The sequence below is a fragment of the Alcanivorax hongdengensis A-11-3 genome (assembly GCF_000300995.1).
Lineage (GTDB): Bacteria > Pseudomonadota > Gammaproteobacteria > Pseudomonadales > Alcanivoracaceae > Alcanivorax > Alcanivorax hongdengensis.
Window position 1 is genome coordinate 166881 of the sequence record NZ_AMRJ01000002.1, and the last position, 14933, is coordinate 181813.

Sequence of the window (14933 nt, forward strand, 5' to 3'; positions counted from 1 at the left end):
TCGGGCCTTAGCGGGTGCGCGGGCAGAGCTCGTCGTCGGCGAAGAAATAGGCCACTTCGCGGGCTGCAGACTCGGTGGAGTCAGAACCATGGACCGCATTTTCGTCGATAGTTTCCGCAAAATCTGCGCGGATGGTGCCAGCGGCCGCATCTTTCGGGTTGGTAGCGCCCATCAGATCACGGTTCTTGGCCACAGCGTCTTCGCCTTCCAGAACCTGAACGATCACCGGACCGCTGGTCATGAAGGACACCAGGTCCTTGAAGAAGGGACGCTCTTTGTGCTCGGCGTAGAAACCGCCGGCCTGCTCGTCGCTTAGGTGTACCATTTTCATGGCAACCACTTTCAGGTCAGCCTTCTCGAAACGGGAAACAATTTCACCGATAACGTTTTTGGCCACGGCATCAGGCTTGATGATGGAAAGGGTGCGCTCAACAGCCATCAGTCAGTTCACTCCAGATTGATCGTAAATGGTCCCCGCTAAGGGTTCAGTAGAGAGGCCCGAGGGCCGGCCACGGACGGGCGGCCGTCTCTGACCCCTTGGAACCGGCGGATTATACGCAAGCGGGGTGAATTATGATACCGTTGCGCCCCCGTCGGCGCGGCCCCGCCACACTGGCCCACCGGTCCCACGGGGTCATTCGACAGCGCCGGCTTTTGGCGTATAATACCTGACTAAATTACTCTGGTATTACGGATTCAACCACCGACAGGCCCTGACCTATGAGCCAAGCCGAACTGGACAAGCTGATCCGCTCCAATTACGAGGCCGGTTTCACCACCACCGTGGACACGGAAACCCTGCCTCCCGGTCTGAGCGAGGACGTTATCCGCTTTTTGTCCGACAAAAAGGGCGAACCGGATTGGATGCTCCAGTGGCGCCTGGACAGCTACCGCAAATGGCAGGAAATGCCCTCCCCGACCTGGGCCCACCTGCACCATCCGCCCATCGACTTCAACGAGGTGTCCTACTACTCCAAGCCCAAGAGCCTGGATGACGCCCCGAAAAGCCTGGACGAGGTGGACCCGGAGCTGCTGGCCACCTATGAAAAACTGGGCATCCCCCTGCACGAGCAGGAAATGCTGGCCGGCGTCGCCGTGGACGTGGTGTTCGATTCCTCCTCGGTGTTTACCACCTTCAAGGAAAAGCTGGCCGAAGCCGGGGTGATCTTCTGCTCCATCTCCGAGGCCATCAAGAACCATCCGGAACTGGTGAAGAAATACCTGGGCTCCGTGGTGCCCCAGGGCGACAACTTCTACGCGGCACTCAACAGCGCGGTGTTCTCCGACGGCTCCTTCGTCTATATCCCCAAGGGCGTGCGCTGCCCCATGGAGCTGTCCACCTATTTCCGCATCAACGAGGCCAACACCGGCCAGTTCGAGCGGACCCTGATCATCGCCGATGAAGGCAGCTACGTGAGCTACCTGGAAGGCTGCACCGCCCCTCAGCGTGACGAGAACCAGTTGCACGCCGCAGTGGTCGAGCTGGTCGCCCTGCCCGGCGCCGAGATCAAGTACTCCACCGTGCAGAACTGGTACCCCGGTGACGAGGAAGGCAAAGGTGGCATCTACAATTTCGTCACCAAACGCGGCGTCGCCCACGACAACAGCAAGATCAGCTGGACCCAGGTAGAAACCGGCTCGGCCATCACCTGGAAATACCCGTCCGTGATTCTGCGCGGCGACAACAGCATCGGCGAGTTCTATTCCGTGGCCCTGACCCGTCACATGCAACAGGCGGACACCGGCACCAAGATGATCCACCTGGGCAAGAACACCAAGAGCACCATTATATCCAAGGGCATCTCCGCCGCCCGCAGCCAGAACAGCTACCGTGGCCTGGTGCGCATCAGCCCCCGCGCGGAAAACGCCCGCAACTTCACCCAGTGCGATTCCCTGCTGCTGGGCGATCAGTGCGGTGCACACACGTTCCCGTACATCGAGTCAAAAAACCCCACGGCCACCATCGAACACGAGGCCACCACCTCCAAGGTGAGTGATGACCAGATGTTCCTGTGCCGCCAGCGCGGTATTGACCCGGAAAAGGCGGTCTCCATGATCGTCAACGGCTTCTGCAAGGAAGTGTTCAAGGAGCTGCCCATGGAGTTTGCCGTGGAAGCCGGCAAACTCCTGGAAGTGAGCCTGGAAGGCGCAGTGGGCTGAGCCCCAGGACAAATGACGCCGTAGGAGCTTGCCTGCAGGCGATATCGCACAGAGCAAGCTCAATTCGCTTGCAGGCAAGCTCCTACAGAACCCTGAATTAACCCGGTGCCGGAATCCCGGCCCAACCGAAAGGCGCATCGAAACATGCTGGAAATTCGTGATCTGCACGCCACCGTGGCGGACAAGCCGATTCTCAAGGGCCTGAACCTGACCGTGAACCCGGGTGAGGTGCACGCCATCATGGGCCCCAACGGCTCCGGCAAATCCACCCTGGCCAATGTGCTGGCCGGCCGTGACAACTACGAAATCACCGGCGGCGAAGCCCTGTTCGAAGGCAAGAGCCTGGCCGACATGGAACCGGAAGAGCGCGCCCAGGCAGGCCTGTTCCTGGCCTTCCAGTACCCGGTGGAAATCCCCGGTGTGTCCAACATGGAATTTCTCAAGGCGGCCCTGGAATCCGTGCGCGGCGCCCAGGGCAAGGAAGAGTGGGATTCGGTCACGCTGCTGCGCCAGGCCCGTGCCGCCTGCAAACAGGTCAACCTGGATGCCAGCTTCCTCAAGCGCGGTGTCAACGAAGGCTTCTCCGGCGGCGAGAAAAAGCGCAATGAAATCATGCAGATGCTGCTGATGGAACCGAAGCTGGCGCTGCTCGACGAAACCGACTCCGGCCTCGACATCGACGCTCTGCAAGTGGTCGCCAAGGGGGTCAATTCCCTGCGCAGCCCGGAGCGCGGCATCGTACTGGTGACCCACTACCAGCGCCTGCTCGACTACATCGTGCCGGACTTCGTGCACGTGCTGTCCAACGGCCAGATCATCAAATCCGGCGGCAAGGAACTGGCGCTGGAACTGGAACAGAAAGGCTACGGCTGGCTCACCGGAGAAGAGGAGTCCGCATGACTGTCTCTGCCAATGATCTGGCACTGGCGCTGAAGACCCAGGCACTGGCCAGCGCCCGCCGACTTGGTGGCGAAGGCGATGCCCTGGCCGCCCTGGAAGCCACCCGCTTTCCCGAGCGCAAAACCGAGCGCTGGAAGTACACCTCGGTACAGGCCCTGGCCGATGGTCACCTGAACGCCGTGGCGGCCGGCGACCTGCGCCAGCCGCTGCCGGCGCTGAGTGAATCCGTTGTCACCATCAATAATGGCGAGCTGGTAACCAGCAGCCTGCCCGACGGGGTCACGCTGCACCACAACGCGCCCGCCGTGGCCGGCCTGGAAACGCCCTTTGCCGTCTACAACAGCGCCGTGGCCCGTGCGGTGGTGCTGGAAGTGGCCGCCAATACGCGCATCGAGCAGCCCATTCATGTGCAGATTCAGGCCGCCAGCGACGCACCGGCCCACTGCAACCCGCGCGTGATCGTCAAGCTCAACAACGGCGCCGAGGCCACCGTCATCGAGCATTACCACGGTGAAGGCCAGGCACTGACCAACGCGGTCACCGCCCTGATCACCGCCGACAACGCCCACCTGACCCACTACCGTCTGCAGGGCGAAGCGGCCAGCACCCTGCACATCGGCACCCTGATCATTGATCAGCAGGGCATCAGCCAGGTAGACAGCTATCAGCTAATGACCGGCAATCGCCTGCGCCGCAACGATGTGCATGCCCTGGTCGGCAAAAGCGGGGCGGAACTGACCATGAAAGGTATCTTCGTGGTCCGCGACAAAAGCCATGTGGACAACCAGCTGTGCGTGGAGCACCGGGTACCCGACTGCCAGTCCGACCAGAACTTCAAGGGCCTGGCCGGGGAAAACGGCAAGGCCGTGTTCAACGGACGCATTCACATCCATGAAGGGGCCAAGGGCACCAATGCGGAGCTGTCCAACAAGAACCTGCTGCTCAACGTGGGCGCCGAGATCAACACCAAGCCGGAACTGGAAATCTACAACGACGACGTCAAGTGTGCCCACGGCACCACCGTCGGCCAGCTGGATGCCACCCAGCAGTTTTACCTGCAATCGCGGGGCATACCGGCCGCCGAAGCCAAACGCATGCTGAGCCTGGGCTTCGTCAATGAACTGCTGATGGCCCTGCCCCACGAGACCGTGGCCGAATGGGCCCGACCATGGCTGGAAGCCGAGTTGACCCACGCCAGGCCGGCGGGGGAAGGCGCCGCATGAGCGTGGACATCAATGCCCTGCGCGCCCAGTTCCCGATTCTGGACCAGCAGGTCAACGGCAAGCCACTGGTCTACCTGGACAATGGCGCCACCACCCAGAAGCCGGTGGCGGTGCTGGATGCCCTGCAGAACTACTACCGCGGCGTGAATTCCAATGTGCACCGCGGCGCCCATCACCTGAGCGACCAGGCCACCGGCCAGTTCGAGGGCGCCCGCCAGACCGTGGCGGACTTTCTCAACGCCAGCCGCGAAGAAATCCTCTGGACCAAGGGCACCACGGAATCCATCAACATGGTGGCCCAGTGCGTGGCCCGCGAGCGCCTGCAAACCGGTGATGAAGTACTGATCGCCACCAGCGAACATCACGCCAACATCGTGCCCTGGCAGCAGGCCTGCGCCGCTACCGGCGCCAGCCTCAAGGTGATTCCGCTGCGCGAGGACTGCAGCCTGGACCAGGATGCCTTCGAGCAGCTGCTCAACGACAAGACCCGGATCTTTGCCATCGGCCATGCCAGCAATGCGCTGGGCACCCTGAACCCGGTGAAGGACATGATCGCCAAGGCCAAAGCCGCAGGCGCCATCACCCTGGTCGACGGCGCCCAGGCAGTGGGCCACTTCCCGGTGGACGTAAAGGCTCTGGACGTGGATTTCTACGCGTTCTCAGGCCATAAGCTGTTCGGCCCCACCGGCATCGGCGTGCTCTATGGTCGCCGCGAACAGCTGGAGGCCATGCCGCCCTACCAGACCGGCGGCGAAATGATTGAAACAGTGAGCTTCGAAAAGAGCACCTGGAACCAGCTGCCCTACAAGTTCGAGGCCGGCACCCCCAACATCGCCGGCGCCATCGGCCTGGCCGCCGCCATCCAGTGGCTCAACGGGCAAGACCGCGGTGCCCTGCTGGCCCACGAAGACGCCCTGCTGAAGCGGGCTACGGCCCTCGCAGAGGCCTGCGACGGCTTGAAAATCATCGGTACCGCCGCCAGTAAAGTCAGTGTGTTGTCCTTTTTACTGGACGGCGCCCACCCGGCGGATGTGGGCATGCTGCTGGACAAGCAGGGCGTGGCCGTACGCACCGGCCATCACTGCACCATGCCATTGATGGACAGCCTTGGCATTCCGGGCACTGTGCGCGCGTCATTCTCGATTTATAATACCCTTGATGAGGTGGATCGCCTGTTCCAGGCGCTGGAGAAAGTGAAGACGTTTCTCTAACCGACGCACAACAGGCACAACACCTTGCCCGCGACGGCTCCGGGGACAGTTCAACCATGCATTGCGCAAGGTAGGTATCACCATGACAGTTCAGACATTCCAGCCCGGCCAGATCACCCTGCATCTGACTGAGGCCGCCAACAAACAGGCCCTGCGGGAAATCGCCCGCGCCAATGCCGCCGGCATCCGTCTGGATCTGGACGAATCCGGTTGCTCCGGCTTCATGTACGTACTGGATTTCGTGGACGACGCAAAAGACGGCGACAAGCTGTTTGTCATCGACGGTGTGAACCTGTATGTCCCGGAAAAATGGCTGCCCATGCTCAATGGTCTGGTGATCGACTACGTCACCGAGGGCGTCAACAGCCTGTTCAAGTTCCGTAACCCCAACGCCACCGGCGAATGCGGCTGCGGCGAAAGCTTTACTGTCAACGAGGTCTGAGCCTTGTTTGAGACCACCAAGCCCCAGGAACAGCGCACCGTTGTCGTTCAGCGTGATGTGCCGGCCCGCAAGGTGCCGGACGGTACCCGCATTACCATTCCCAAGAACAGTTTCGTCAATTTGCGCCAGGCCCTGGGCGGCACCTACACGGTGACCATCAACGGCAACATGGCACGCATTGACGGCACCGACGCGGATGCCATTGGTCAGCAGCCGCTGGAGCTGGATTTCGCACCGGCCAACGAAGACGGCACCGTCCGCCAGGAAGACCTGGAAAGCACCCTGCAAACCATCTTCGACCCGGAGATTCCGGTCAGCATCAAGGAACTGGGGTTGGTCTATGGCTGCGACGTGATTCACCGTGACGGGCAAAACGTGGTGCAGATTCGCATGACGCTCACCGCCCCCAACTGTGGTATGGGTCCGGTACTGGTCGGCGATGTGGAAGACCGGTTGGCCAAGGTGCCCAATGTGGACAAGGTGGAAGTGGCGCTGGTGTTCGATCCGCCCTGGAGCCGGGACATGATCAGCGAGGAAGCGCAGCTGGAACTGGGATTGTTTTAATGAACGTCTGATGTCGGACGTCCGACACCAGGCCCAACGGCCGATTCCCTTCTTTTGTTTTGCGTCCGACATCCAACGTGCGACCACGGAGTTCAATGACGTGCAATTCGACATTCACAGCATCAAGCTTGGCCAGGATGTAACCGCCGAGGACATTGCCGAGGACCTGGAATTCCTGGATGACTGGGAAGAACGCTACCGCTATATCATCGACCTGGGCAAACAGCTGCCAGGCCTGCCCGACACGCTGAAAACCGAAGACCGCTTCGTGCGTGGCTGCCAGAGCCAGGTATGGCTGGAAACCGATTACGACAGCGAGGCCGACACCCTCTACCTGGCGGTGGACTCCGATGCCCTGATCGTCAAGGGCCTGGCCGCCATTGTACTGTCAGCTCTTAATCGCCAGAGCCCGCAGGCGGTGCGCGACTACGACATGGATGCTTTCTTCGACAGGATCGACCTGCTGGGCCACCTGAGCCCGACCCGGGGCAACGGCCTGCGTGCCATGGTCGCCAAGATCAAGCAGCAGGCCGGACAGCTGGCGGCCTGAGCCCCTGCGCCTGGCAGGCCCTAGACCACCGCACGCCGGGCCGGCGCCCCGATCTGCACCACAAAACGGCGCTGGCCACTCTCTTCCCGCCCCTCCTCCAGCAACGACACCGATTCGCCATAATAGGCGGCCACGCCGCGCACACAGCCAATCGCCAGAGCACTCATGTTGCGGTGGGATTTGTAGCTGACTTCCAGGCGCCCCGGCGCCAGCTCCGTCACATCGATGCGCGGGGGTTTAGCCTCCGGGTCTTTCATGCGGATCACCCGCTGATGGATGCGCTCTTCCATGTTGAGCAGAAAGGTCACCGCATCCCATTCGGTAGGAATCATGGCCTTGTACATGCGAATCAGCGGCGGGATCACCCACTCACCAAAGTCTTCCAGAATGGCATCCCGGGTCGCACCGGTGAGCGAGACGGCGGCCTCCAGCAACGCATCCAGCTCCCGGTCCGGATAAATGCGGATCGGCACATAGGCCCGGCCCGCCAGGTCCGCCCGCTGGCGAATTGCCTGCCAGGCCTCACTGCCATGTTTTTCCACCACGTAGTGCTTGAGATTGGACAGAATCACACCATGCATACCACATCCCCCATTGTTACTCTTACAGGATAACAATGGAAAACGGCGTAACAGGCACCGTCCACCGGTGAAATACTGCCGTCAGGAAGGTATCAGCCGGCCCGCACTTGGCGAAGCCGGTTCACCGTCTCGGTAACATGGGCAATGACCCGTTCGATATCCTCGGCGCGGGTGAAACGGCCCACGGAAAAACGGATGGAGCCATGGGCCAGGGCATCGGCAATGCCCATGGCCTTGAGTACGTAGGAAGGCTCCAGCGACGCGGAAGTGCAGGCGGAACCGGAAGACACCGCCACCTGGTTCATGGCGGTCAGCAGCATCTCGCCATCGACACCGGCAAAGGCCACGTTCAGGTGTCCGGGCAGACGCTCGGCGCCCTCGCCGTTAAGGGTCACCTGGCCCAGTGCCTGCAGCCCGCTCCAGAGACGATCGCGCAACCCGGCGATTCGTTCGTTGTCCGCGTCGCGCCGGCTCATGGCCAGGGCAAACGCCTCACCCATACCAACAATCTGGTGACTGGCCAGGGTGCCCGAACGCATGCCCCGCTCATGGCCACCGCCGTGGATCTGCGCCGCCACCTGCACGCCCGGAGTCCGGCGCACATAGAGCGCGCCGATGCCCTTGGGGCCGTAGATCTTGTGCGCACATACTGACACCAGATCCACCGGCAACGCCTGTACATCCAGCGCCAGCTTGCCGGCACTCTGGGCCGCATCGGTATGGAACAGCGCGCCATGCTCACGGCACAGGGCGCCAATGGCGGCAATGTCGTTGATCACCCCGGTTTCGTTGTTGGCATGCATCACGGACACCAGCACGGTGTCCTCACGCAGCGCCTGGGCCACGCTTTGCGGCGCGATACGGCCGCTGGCATCGGGTTTCAGGTAGGTCACCGGGTGGCCCTGGCGTTCCAGCCAGCCACAGGCATCCAGCACCGCCTTGTGCTCAGTGGCCGCCGTGATCACATGGCCACCGCCGCGGGCTTCCAGCACCCCTTTCAGGGCCAGGTTGTTGGCCTCGGTGGCGCCACTGGTCCAGACGATTTCCCGGGGATCCGCGTTGAGGGCATCGGCCACCTGCCGGCGGGCGTTTTCCACCGCCTCCTCGGCCAGCCAGCCATACAGGTGGCTGCGCGAAGCGGGGTTGGCAAAGGTCCCTTCCGGGCCCAGATAGCGGACCATCACGTCGACCACCGCCGGGTCCACCGGGGTAGTCGCCGCGTAATCCAGATAAACGGCATGACTCATGATCAGAAAACTCGGCTAAGCGTAGGGCTGGGGCAACAATTTCAGAGGCTGCTAACGGACAAACGTTGTTGATGGCGATCCTGGCGCTCGGCCACCTGCTTCACTTCCTGGCGGGCCACCAGCTCACCCAGGGAAATGCCACTGAGAAACTGCTGAATCTGATCGGACAGATCACACCACAGATGGTGTGTCAGGCAGGTATCCCCTTCCTGGCAGTCACCGTGCCCCCCACAGCGGGTGGCATCCACGGACTCATCCACCGCGGCAATCACCGCCGCCACATCAATCTGGTCACTGGTGCGACTGAGCTGATAGCCACCGCCGGGCCCGCGCACACTGCTGACCAGTTCGCGCCGGCGCAACTTGGCGAACAGCTGCTCCAGGTAGGAGATGGAGATGCCCTGCCGCTCGGAAATGTCCGCCAGCGACACCGGTCCGCGCTCGGCATGCAGAGCCAGATCGAGCATGGCGGTGACCGCGTAACGGCCCTTGGTGGTCAGACGCATATCCACACCTTTTTTACGTGTATTTCAAAGTCCAAAGCCTAGTAATCCCGAGCAAATCGGTCAAGTATTATAGCATGTTATCGATAATCATTATCAACTTCGGCATGCCACCACCCCGCCCTGCCAGCGGCGCCGGGCAAACTGCTCAAACATTGCCCAGCCATGGCCACCAGCGCTTGACACCCGCAGCCGCCTCGCGGAGAATTCGCGCCTCAAATGGCAAGGTAGCTCAGCTGGTTAGAGCACAGCACTCATAATGCTGGGGTCGGCGGTTCAAGTCCGCCCCTTGCTACCAATACGAAAAGGCCTGACGGAAACGTCAGGCCTTTTTTGTTGCTCGCAGGAAGGGAAACGGCGACAACCTGCTGATTTGCCGATTGCCACTTTTCTGGAAGGCACTCTCTCCAGCCCCTCTCCCGCAAGCAGGAGAGGGAAAAGGGCCAAAGGGGCTTGATGAAGAGGATTACAGACGAGAAGGGGCTTTCAAAGACAGCCCCTCGCCATCAGGGCCGAATCACAAAACAATAATCGTGGCTGAGCTGCATGCGCAGGCAATGTTGTTCGGGGCAACCCTCTTCCCAGCGAGTTTCACCCAGATCCAGATCAAAGAAGGCGGTGTTGCGGGCAATGCGCTTCAACCGCTCCACATCACTGGATTCGCTGATCAATACCGCATCATAGTCAAATTTGGCGTCACTGCTTTTTTCTTTAAATAATTTCATAGTGCCTCCATGTGCCGCCTTGAAAACACCGGGTGTCTTCACCGGTGTGAAAACGGCTCTGTCCTGATACTGCATGGAGTCTGTTTTGTTGGAAAGCCCAGGTATTCATTTAAAGGTGTACTGTAACCCCAGGGTATAGGTGTCCACCCGGTTGTCATCCAGCTCGTAACGGTTATAGCCCCCGCGGAACCGAAGCGCATCCAGCCCGTAGATAAACCCGGCTCCCCACAGCACATCCACGCCGTCATCGTTGCTGCCACCATCCACATCCGCCTGCCAGCGCGATGCCCCCAGGCGGGCGAACAGGTCGGTGCCGGTGGCCACATGCACGGTACCGATGGCGGCCATTTCAAGGGCGGTAATCGTCAGATCATGGTCGGCATAACGCCCCAGACTGCCATATCCCCCTTCCAGCCCCAGAGAGGCGCTTTCCGGGTAGGCGCGGAAGGCCATGCCGCCGAGGGCGGAAAAGGTGTAATCGGTGGAGTCAAAACCGGACGGGGCCGATCCCGCGTCCAGATCCGTCCAGCCACCCCGGAAGGTGCCGTAGACGGTGGATTCAGCCCAGCCTGGGCTGCTCAAGGACAAGGCGCCAAGCATCAGTGCGCCATACCAGCGTGTCTTCATTATCCGCTCCCTGCGTATTGTTTATTTCCTGAAGGGCAAACTCTAGCACAGGGTTTCCCCTGTGCCAGGCCACCGGGACAGGCGGAAATTTCCGGCGCCCGACGGCATGCTTCTTCGCCATGAAACATTCACCTTGACCATGAAAAGAGGCGCCGCAGCGCCTCACGGGTATTCCCGGTGACAGCCCCTCAGGGCACGGTCGCGGAGGGCGGTGCCTGACTGCCCAGTACCTGGCCATCCACGCTTTGCCCATAGCGCGCATAGTCATGGTGATGGAATTGTTTGGCGGTGCCTTGCACCGAGCCGTCAAAGCGCGGGTCCTGCGGGCGCTCGTGGCTGTTGACGAAAAAGGCCACGTCCCAGGCCTGTTGCTCGGTGAGTGCCGGATTCCCCAGTGGCATCGCTGCCTTGATAAAGCGAGCGGCGGTTTCCACCTTGTGCATGCCGGCGCCCCAATTGTAGGAGTGCTTGCCCCACAGGGGCGGAAAACCATAACCGCCATCGGCGGCCTGCTGCCCCTGGCCATCGGCACCATGGCAAAGCGCACAGTTGGCCTGAAAGACGGCCTGGCCCCGCTCGTAGGAGGGGGCCTGCTGGGGCTTGCCGATGTCGGGGAAGCCCTTGCTGGGCAGGCTCTCGCCGACAGTGGTGCCTTTGGCCAGCCAGAAGGAATACGCCTCAAGGGCCTGCAGGATATCGCTGCCGCGCGGCGGCGCCTTGCCGTTCATGCTATAGGTGAAGCAGCCCTGCAGACGTTCGGCAAAATCATTAACGTGCTGGTTCTTGCTGCGATACGCCGGGTACATGGGCCAGGCGGCCCGCATGGGGGCGGTCTTGTCATAGCGACCGGCGTCAAAGTGGCAGCTCTGACAACGCAGATCATTACCCACGTACTGGCCGGCATACTGCCCGGGATCGGCAAAAATCTGCTCGCCCTTGCGCACCAGCGCGCCGAACTCGTTATCCGGTATGGCACTGCGCGGGGGCGGCCCGGCATCCGGGCCTGCGCCGGTATTATCCGTGGCAGAAGCCGACTCGGGCGATGACGCTTGGGGCGGGCTATCCGGCGAGCCATCGCTGTTGTGTACCACGATGTCACTGCGGAAACTCTGCGGGCCGCCACCGGTGAGCCAATAGCCGAGTCCGGTGGCAACGCTGCCCAGCAATACACAACCGCCAATCACGATCAGCAAGGGATGCGACTTGTTCATGGTTGCCCCTCCTGGCCAGGAGCCGCTGACAACGACGCCAGATAATCCGCTACCGCGGCCAGATCCGCATCATCCAGCCGCTTGGCCACGGCGCTCATGAGCCCCTGGGGGTCCCCCTGGCGTTTGCCATTGCGCCAGGCTTTCAGTTGGTCCTGGAGGTATCCGGCGGGCTGGCCGGCCAGGCCCGGGAAATCCTTGCCAATCCCTCGGGCATCCGGGCCGTGGCACTGCACGCAGGCGGGGATGTCATCCTGCCAGCGACCGTGGCGCACCAGCTCGGCACCGGCGCCATTGTCAGCCGGGGGATTGCTGCCGGGTGCAGCCGGGGATTGTTTGCTGAAATAGCGGGCCAGCGTGGCACGCTGGGCGTCACTAAGACCGGAGGCCATGGGTTTCATGATGGGGTTGTCGCGCTGGCCGCTGGCGAAGGCATCCAGCTGGCGTTTGAGGTAGGTTTCCCCCAGCCCGGCCAGATGTGGGTAGGCGCCCATGCCGCCCTGGCCCTTCTGACCGTGGCAGGCGGCACAGGGTTGTGCCAGCGATTGCGCCGTATCGGCGGTTTCAGCCAGCGCCGCCGATGACAGTATCAGCAGGCCGGCCAGTAGCGGGATTCTTGTCATGATTGGCATCCTCTCCCTGAATGCGGGGGCGACCCCTGATCATGACAGTAGCACCAACCAAACCCCTGCGACCAGCAAGGGTATGACTACAGAATCACCAGATGATTGGGCAGTTCGTTTTTCTGTTCCGTGGCCGGCACATGTTCGGCCAGCTTGTCGCCGCAGGCCTGGATGCAGGCCACAAACCCTTCGGCCACCTGGCCGGCTTTTACGCGGGCGATAAAGGCATCGACGATGCGCTGCCACTCGCTGTCATCCACATGGCGGGCAATGCCGGCGTCGGCGAGGATTTCCACATAATGCTCGGCCTCACTGACAAAAATCAGCACGCCGGTGGCTCCCCGGGTGTGGTGCAGGCCCTGTTCGATAAAGGCACGCCGGGCCAGCCCGGTGGCACGCCAGTGCTGCAGACGCCGGGGTACCAGCCGGCGCTGCAACGGCGCCAGCCGGAACAATACCGCCAGCACGATCAGCGTGGCCCACTGGGCCAGCAACACCTCTACCGGAGACAACCACACCGGGGTAAACGCCAGCACCAGCGGGACCAGTAGTGATAACAGCGCCGCCCACAACAGGGTCACGTAGCGATAATCGTCCGCCTGCCGGGCCAGTACCGTGACCAGCTCGGCATCGGTGCGCTTTTCCTGCTCAGCAATGGCTTGCGCCACCTGCTTGCAGGCCTGTTCACTCAACAGCATTACCAGCCTCCCGAGGCGCCACCGCCCCCAAAACCACCACCGCCGCCGCCGAAGCCGCCGCCTCCAAAACCACCGCCGCCAAAGCCGCCACCGCCGATGGGCATGAACATGCCGCCACGACCCCCACGGCCGCCGCCCATGCCACCAAACGTCAGCAGCACAGTCACCACGATCAGCACGGCAAAGATGATCAGTGAGGTCAGGGGGGATGCCTTGTGATGGCTGGGCTGGCGCCCTTTGTATTCACCCTTGATGGCCTGCAGGATCGCCGTGGTACCGGCATCGATGCCGTTGTAGAACTGGCCCTGCTTGAAGGCCGGCAGGATTTCCCGCTGGATAATGACGCTGGACAGGGCATCGGTGAGCGTGCCTTCCAGACCATAGCCCACCTCGATGCGCACCTTGCGTTCGCTGGGCGCGACAATCAGCAGCACGCCGTTATCGTGTTCCTTGCTGCCGATCCCCCAGTGGCGGCCCAGCTGGTAGCCGTAATCAGCAATGTCGTAACCTTGCAGATCCGCCAGCGTCACCACCACCAGCTGATTGGAGGTGCCCTTCTCGGCCCGGGCCAGTTTGGCAGACAGGGCCTGCTGCTGGCTGGCATTCATCAGCTTGGCCTGGTCCACCACCCGGCCACTGAGCTCGGGGAAGGTGGGGGCGGCCCAGGCCTGGGCCGCCGCGACCAGCAATAGTAACAGACTGAAAAAGCGCATCAGTTGAAGTTCACGGCCGGCGCCTGGTCGGCGTCTTCGCTGGTGGCTTCGTAGGTATCGCGGATCGGCATGTCACTGTAGAGCAGGCTGTGCCAGATTCGCCCGGGGAAAGTACGAATCTCGGTGTTGTACTTCTGCACCGCGGCAATGTAGTCACGGCGAGCGACACTGATACGGTTCTCGGTGCCTTCCAGCTGGGACTGCAGAGCCAGGAAATTCTGGTTGGCCTTCAGGTCCGGGTAGCGCTCGGCCACTACCATCAGACGCTGCAGGGCAGAGCCCAGCTGACGCTGGGCCTGCTCGAACTGCTTGAGCTTTTCCGGGTTGTTGAGCAGGTTGCCGTCCACCTGGATGGAGCCCACCTTGGCGCGGGCCTGGGTCACATCCACCAGCACCTCTTTCTCGTGGCTGGCATAGCCCTTGACGGTATTGACCAGGTTGGGAATCAGGTCCGCCCGGCGCTGGTACTGGTTTTCCACCTGGGACCAGGCCGCCTTGACCTGCTCGTCATAGGAGGGAATGTTGTTGACGCCACAACCGGCCAGCCAGCCGGCCAGGGTGATCAGAATCAGGCTACGCCACAGTGTCATTACCTTGTTCTCCATCAGTGTCTTCTATCCAGATCGATAGCGGCGAACGACGTTTTTCCTCGCGCAGCGCCATCAGCAATTTGTCCTTGTTGGCCCGGCTTAGCTGTTTGAGCCGAGCCTCCAGCTGGCTGGCGGTGGAACGGTCGCCCCCCGGCAACAGCAGAATCGGCACCACCGGGCGACGCACGCGGGTATAGCGCGCCCCTTTCGGGCCGTGATTGTGTTCATGAAAGCGGCGTGCCGGCTCGGTGCAGATACCCGTATAGAGGGATCGGTCCGCACAACGCACCATATAGACCCACCACTGTTGCATGCTTTTACATCTGTCCGCGAAATCATTGCTATGATGCCAGAGACGATTCTGACAA

General features: G+C 61.8%; 19 protein-coding genes and 1 tRNA gene. 8 read left to right on the forward strand and 12 right to left on the reverse strand.

Annotation, left to right across the window (positions count from 1 at the left end; all coding sequences use genetic code 11):
* Positions 1 to 7: 7 nt before the first annotated feature.
* Positions 8 to 439, reverse strand: a complete 432-nt coding sequence (ndk, locus tag A11A3_RS02375; protein ID WP_008927664.1) for a nucleoside-diphosphate kinase — start codon at positions 437 to 439, stop codon at positions 8 to 10.
* A 281-nt stretch (positions 440 to 720) separates the two neighbouring features.
* On the opposite strand from ndk, the gene sufB reads away from it, so the two are divergent.
* The 7 genes from sufB (at position 721) to A11A3_RS02410 (ending at position 7050) form a co-directional block, all read left to right on the forward strand.
* The gene (sufB, locus tag A11A3_RS02380; protein WP_008927665.1) at positions 721 to 2160 is read left to right on the forward strand and encodes a Fe-S cluster assembly protein SufB; all 1440 of its coding nucleotides are present in this window, start codon (positions 721 to 723) and stop codon (positions 2158 to 2160) included.
* Between the two features lie 144 nt (positions 2161 to 2304).
* Complete coding sequence (sufC, locus tag A11A3_RS02385; RefSeq protein WP_008927666.1) at positions 2305 to 3060, forward strand: Fe-S cluster assembly ATPase SufC; 756 nt, start codon at positions 2305 to 2307, stop codon at positions 3058 to 3060.
* Positions 3057 to 4283 carry a Fe-S cluster assembly protein SufD gene (gene sufD, locus A11A3_RS02390; protein WP_008927667.1) on the forward strand — a complete coding sequence of 409 codons (1227 nt, stop codon included), beginning with the start codon at positions 3057 to 3059 and terminating at the stop codon, positions 4281 to 4283. Before sufC ends, sufD begins: the two co-directional genes overlap by 4 nt.
* Positions 4280 to 5494 carry an aminotransferase class V-fold PLP-dependent enzyme gene (locus A11A3_RS02395; RefSeq protein WP_008927668.1) on the forward strand — a complete coding sequence of 405 codons (1215 nt, stop codon included), beginning with the start codon at positions 4280 to 4282 and terminating at the stop codon, positions 5492 to 5494. Before sufD ends, A11A3_RS02395 begins: the two co-directional genes overlap by 4 nt.
* A gap of 82 nt (positions 5495 to 5576) precedes the next feature.
* Positions 5577 to 5936 carry a HesB/IscA family protein gene (locus A11A3_RS02400; RefSeq protein ID WP_008927669.1) on the forward strand — a complete coding sequence of 120 codons (360 nt, stop codon included), beginning with the start codon at positions 5577 to 5579 and terminating at the stop codon, positions 5934 to 5936.
* A 3-nt stretch (positions 5937 to 5939) separates the two neighbouring features.
* Entirely contained in the window at positions 5940 to 6500 is a 561-nt protein-coding gene (gene sufT, locus A11A3_RS02405; protein WP_008927670.1) for a putative Fe-S cluster assembly protein SufT, read from the forward strand.
* 10 nt (positions 6501 to 6510) lie between these two features.
* On the forward strand, positions 6511 to 7050 hold the full coding sequence (locus A11A3_RS02410; protein WP_008927671.1) for a SufE family protein: 540 nt from the start codon (positions 6511 to 6513) through the stop codon (positions 7048 to 7050).
* 20 nt (positions 7051 to 7070) lie between these two features.
* On the opposite strand, the gene A11A3_RS02415 is transcribed toward A11A3_RS02410, so the two are convergent.
* From A11A3_RS02415 to iscR, 3 genes are all read right to left on the reverse strand, one after another.
* Positions 7071 to 7631 carry a heme NO-binding domain-containing protein gene (locus A11A3_RS02415; protein WP_008927672.1) on the reverse strand — a complete coding sequence of 187 codons (561 nt, stop codon included), beginning with the start codon at positions 7629 to 7631 and terminating at the stop codon, positions 7071 to 7073.
* Positions 7632 to 7723: 92 nt separating this feature from the next.
* Positions 7724 to 8878: an IscS subfamily cysteine desulfurase gene (locus tag A11A3_RS02420; RefSeq protein ID WP_008927673.1), complete on the reverse strand. Its 1155-nt coding sequence runs from the start codon at positions 8876 to 8878 to the stop codon at positions 7724 to 7726.
* A 41-nt stretch (positions 8879 to 8919) separates the two neighbouring features.
* Entirely contained in the window at positions 8920 to 9384 is a 465-nt protein-coding gene (gene iscR / locus A11A3_RS02425) for a Fe-S cluster assembly transcriptional regulator IscR (protein WP_008927674.1), read from the reverse strand.
* Positions 9385 to 9602: 218 nt separating this feature from the next.
* On the opposite strand from iscR, the gene A11A3_RS02430 reads away from it, so the two are divergent.
* A tRNA-Met gene (locus tag A11A3_RS02430) sits at positions 9603 to 9679 on the forward strand.
* A 208-nt stretch (positions 9680 to 9887) separates the two neighbouring features.
* Here A11A3_RS02430 and A11A3_RS02435 read toward each other — a convergent pair.
* The 8 genes from A11A3_RS02435 to A11A3_RS02470 all read right to left on the reverse strand — a co-directional run bounded on the left by A11A3_RS02435 (position 9888) and on the right by A11A3_RS02470 (position 14878).
* A complete protein-coding gene (locus tag A11A3_RS02435; protein ID WP_008927675.1) occupies positions 9888 to 10106 on the reverse strand; it encodes a hypothetical protein in 219 nt (72 codons plus the stop codon).
* Positions 10107 to 10211: 105 nt separating this feature from the next.
* Positions 10212 to 10733 carry an outer membrane protein OmpA gene (locus A11A3_RS02440; protein ID WP_008927676.1) on the reverse strand — a complete coding sequence of 174 codons (522 nt, stop codon included), beginning with the start codon at positions 10731 to 10733 and terminating at the stop codon, positions 10212 to 10214.
* 188 nt (positions 10734 to 10921) lie between these two features.
* Positions 10922 to 11944: a c-type cytochrome gene (locus A11A3_RS02445; RefSeq protein ID WP_008927677.1), complete on the reverse strand. Its 1023-nt coding sequence runs from the start codon at positions 11942 to 11944 to the stop codon at positions 10922 to 10924.
* Positions 11941 to 12564 (reverse strand): c-type cytochrome, encoded by a 624-nt coding sequence (locus A11A3_RS02450; protein WP_008927678.1) that lies wholly within the window; start codon positions 12562 to 12564, stop codon positions 11941 to 11943. Before A11A3_RS02450 ends, A11A3_RS02445 begins: the two co-directional genes overlap by 4 nt.
* 86 nt (positions 12565 to 12650) lie before the next feature.
* A complete protein-coding gene (locus A11A3_RS02455) occupies positions 12651 to 13262 on the reverse strand; it encodes a TPM domain-containing protein (protein ID WP_008927679.1) in 612 nt (203 codons plus the stop codon).
* Positions 13262 to 13975, reverse strand: a complete 714-nt coding sequence (locus tag A11A3_RS02460; RefSeq protein ID WP_008927680.1) for a TPM domain-containing protein — start codon at positions 13973 to 13975, stop codon at positions 13262 to 13264. Before A11A3_RS02460 ends, A11A3_RS02455 begins: the two co-directional genes overlap by 1 nt.
* The gene (locus A11A3_RS02465; RefSeq protein WP_008927681.1) at positions 13975 to 14565 is read right to left on the reverse strand and encodes a LemA family protein; all 591 of its coding nucleotides are present in this window, start codon (positions 14563 to 14565) and stop codon (positions 13975 to 13977) included. The genes A11A3_RS02460 and A11A3_RS02465 overlap by 1 nt, the downstream gene beginning before the upstream one ends.
* Positions 14549 to 14878 (reverse strand): GIY-YIG nuclease family protein, encoded by a 330-nt coding sequence (locus A11A3_RS02470; RefSeq protein WP_008927682.1) that lies wholly within the window; start codon positions 14876 to 14878, stop codon positions 14549 to 14551. The genes A11A3_RS02465 and A11A3_RS02470 overlap by 17 nt, the downstream gene beginning before the upstream one ends.
* Between the last annotated feature and the right edge of the window lie 55 nt (positions 14879 to 14933).

What these genes read in the sequence shown, in the direction of transcription:
- ndk (WP_008927664.1), bottom strand. Translation starts at nt 439, where the DNA reads ATGGCTGTTGAGCGCACCCTTTCCATCATCAAGCCTGATGCCGTGGCC.
- sufB (WP_008927665.1), top strand. Translation starts at nt 721, where the DNA reads ATGAGCCAAGCCGAACTGGACAAGCTGATCCGCTCCAATTACGAGGCC.
- sufC (WP_008927666.1), top strand. Translation starts at nt 2,305, where the DNA reads ATGCTGGAAATTCGTGATCTGCACGCCACCGTGGCGGACAAGCCGATT.
- sufD (WP_008927667.1), top strand. Translation starts at nt 3,057, where the DNA reads ATGACTGTCTCTGCCAATGATCTGGCACTGGCGCTGAAGACCCAGGCA.
- A11A3_RS02395 (WP_008927668.1), top strand. Translation starts at nt 4,280, where the DNA reads ATGAGCGTGGACATCAATGCCCTGCGCGCCCAGTTCCCGATTCTGGAC.
- A11A3_RS02400 (WP_008927669.1), top strand. Translation starts at nt 5,577, where the DNA reads ATGACAGTTCAGACATTCCAGCCCGGCCAGATCACCCTGCATCTGACT.
- A11A3_RS02410 (WP_008927671.1), top strand. Translation starts at nt 6,511, where the DNA reads ATGTCGGACGTCCGACACCAGGCCCAACGGCCGATTCCCTTCTTTTGT.
- A11A3_RS02415 (WP_008927672.1), bottom strand. Translation starts at nt 7,631, where the DNA reads ATGCATGGTGTGATTCTGTCCAATCTCAAGCACTACGTGGTGGAAAAA.
- A11A3_RS02420 (WP_008927673.1), bottom strand. Translation starts at nt 8,878, where the DNA reads ATGAGTCATGCCGTTTATCTGGATTACGCGGCGACTACCCCGGTGGAC.
- iscR (WP_008927674.1), bottom strand. Translation starts at nt 9,384, where the DNA reads ATGCGTCTGACCACCAAGGGCCGTTACGCGGTCACCGCCATGCTCGAT.
- A11A3_RS02435 (WP_008927675.1), bottom strand. Translation starts at nt 10,106, where the DNA reads ATGAAATTATTTAAAGAAAAAAGCAGTGACGCCAAATTTGACTATGAT.
- A11A3_RS02440 (WP_008927676.1), bottom strand. Translation starts at nt 10,733, where the DNA reads ATGAAGACACGCTGGTATGGCGCACTGATGCTTGGCGCCTTGTCCTTG.
- A11A3_RS02445 (WP_008927677.1), bottom strand. Translation starts at nt 11,944, where the DNA reads ATGAACAAGTCGCATCCCTTGCTGATCGTGATTGGCGGTTGTGTATTG.
- A11A3_RS02450 (WP_008927678.1), bottom strand. Translation starts at nt 12,564, where the DNA reads ATGACAAGAATCCCGCTACTGGCCGGCCTGCTGATACTGTCATCGGCG.
- A11A3_RS02455 (WP_008927679.1), bottom strand. Translation starts at nt 13,262, where the DNA reads ATGCTGTTGAGTGAACAGGCCTGCAAGCAGGTGGCGCAAGCCATTGCT.
- A11A3_RS02460 (WP_008927680.1), bottom strand. Translation starts at nt 13,975, where the DNA reads ATGCGCTTTTTCAGTCTGTTACTATTGCTGGTCGCGGCGGCCCAGGCC.
- A11A3_RS02465 (WP_008927681.1), bottom strand. Translation starts at nt 14,565, where the DNA reads ATGACACTGTGGCGTAGCCTGATTCTGATCACCCTGGCCGGCTGGCTG.
- A11A3_RS02470 (WP_008927682.1), bottom strand. Translation starts at nt 14,878, where the DNA reads ATGCAACAGTGGTGGGTCTATATGGTGCGTTGTGCGGACCGATCCCTC.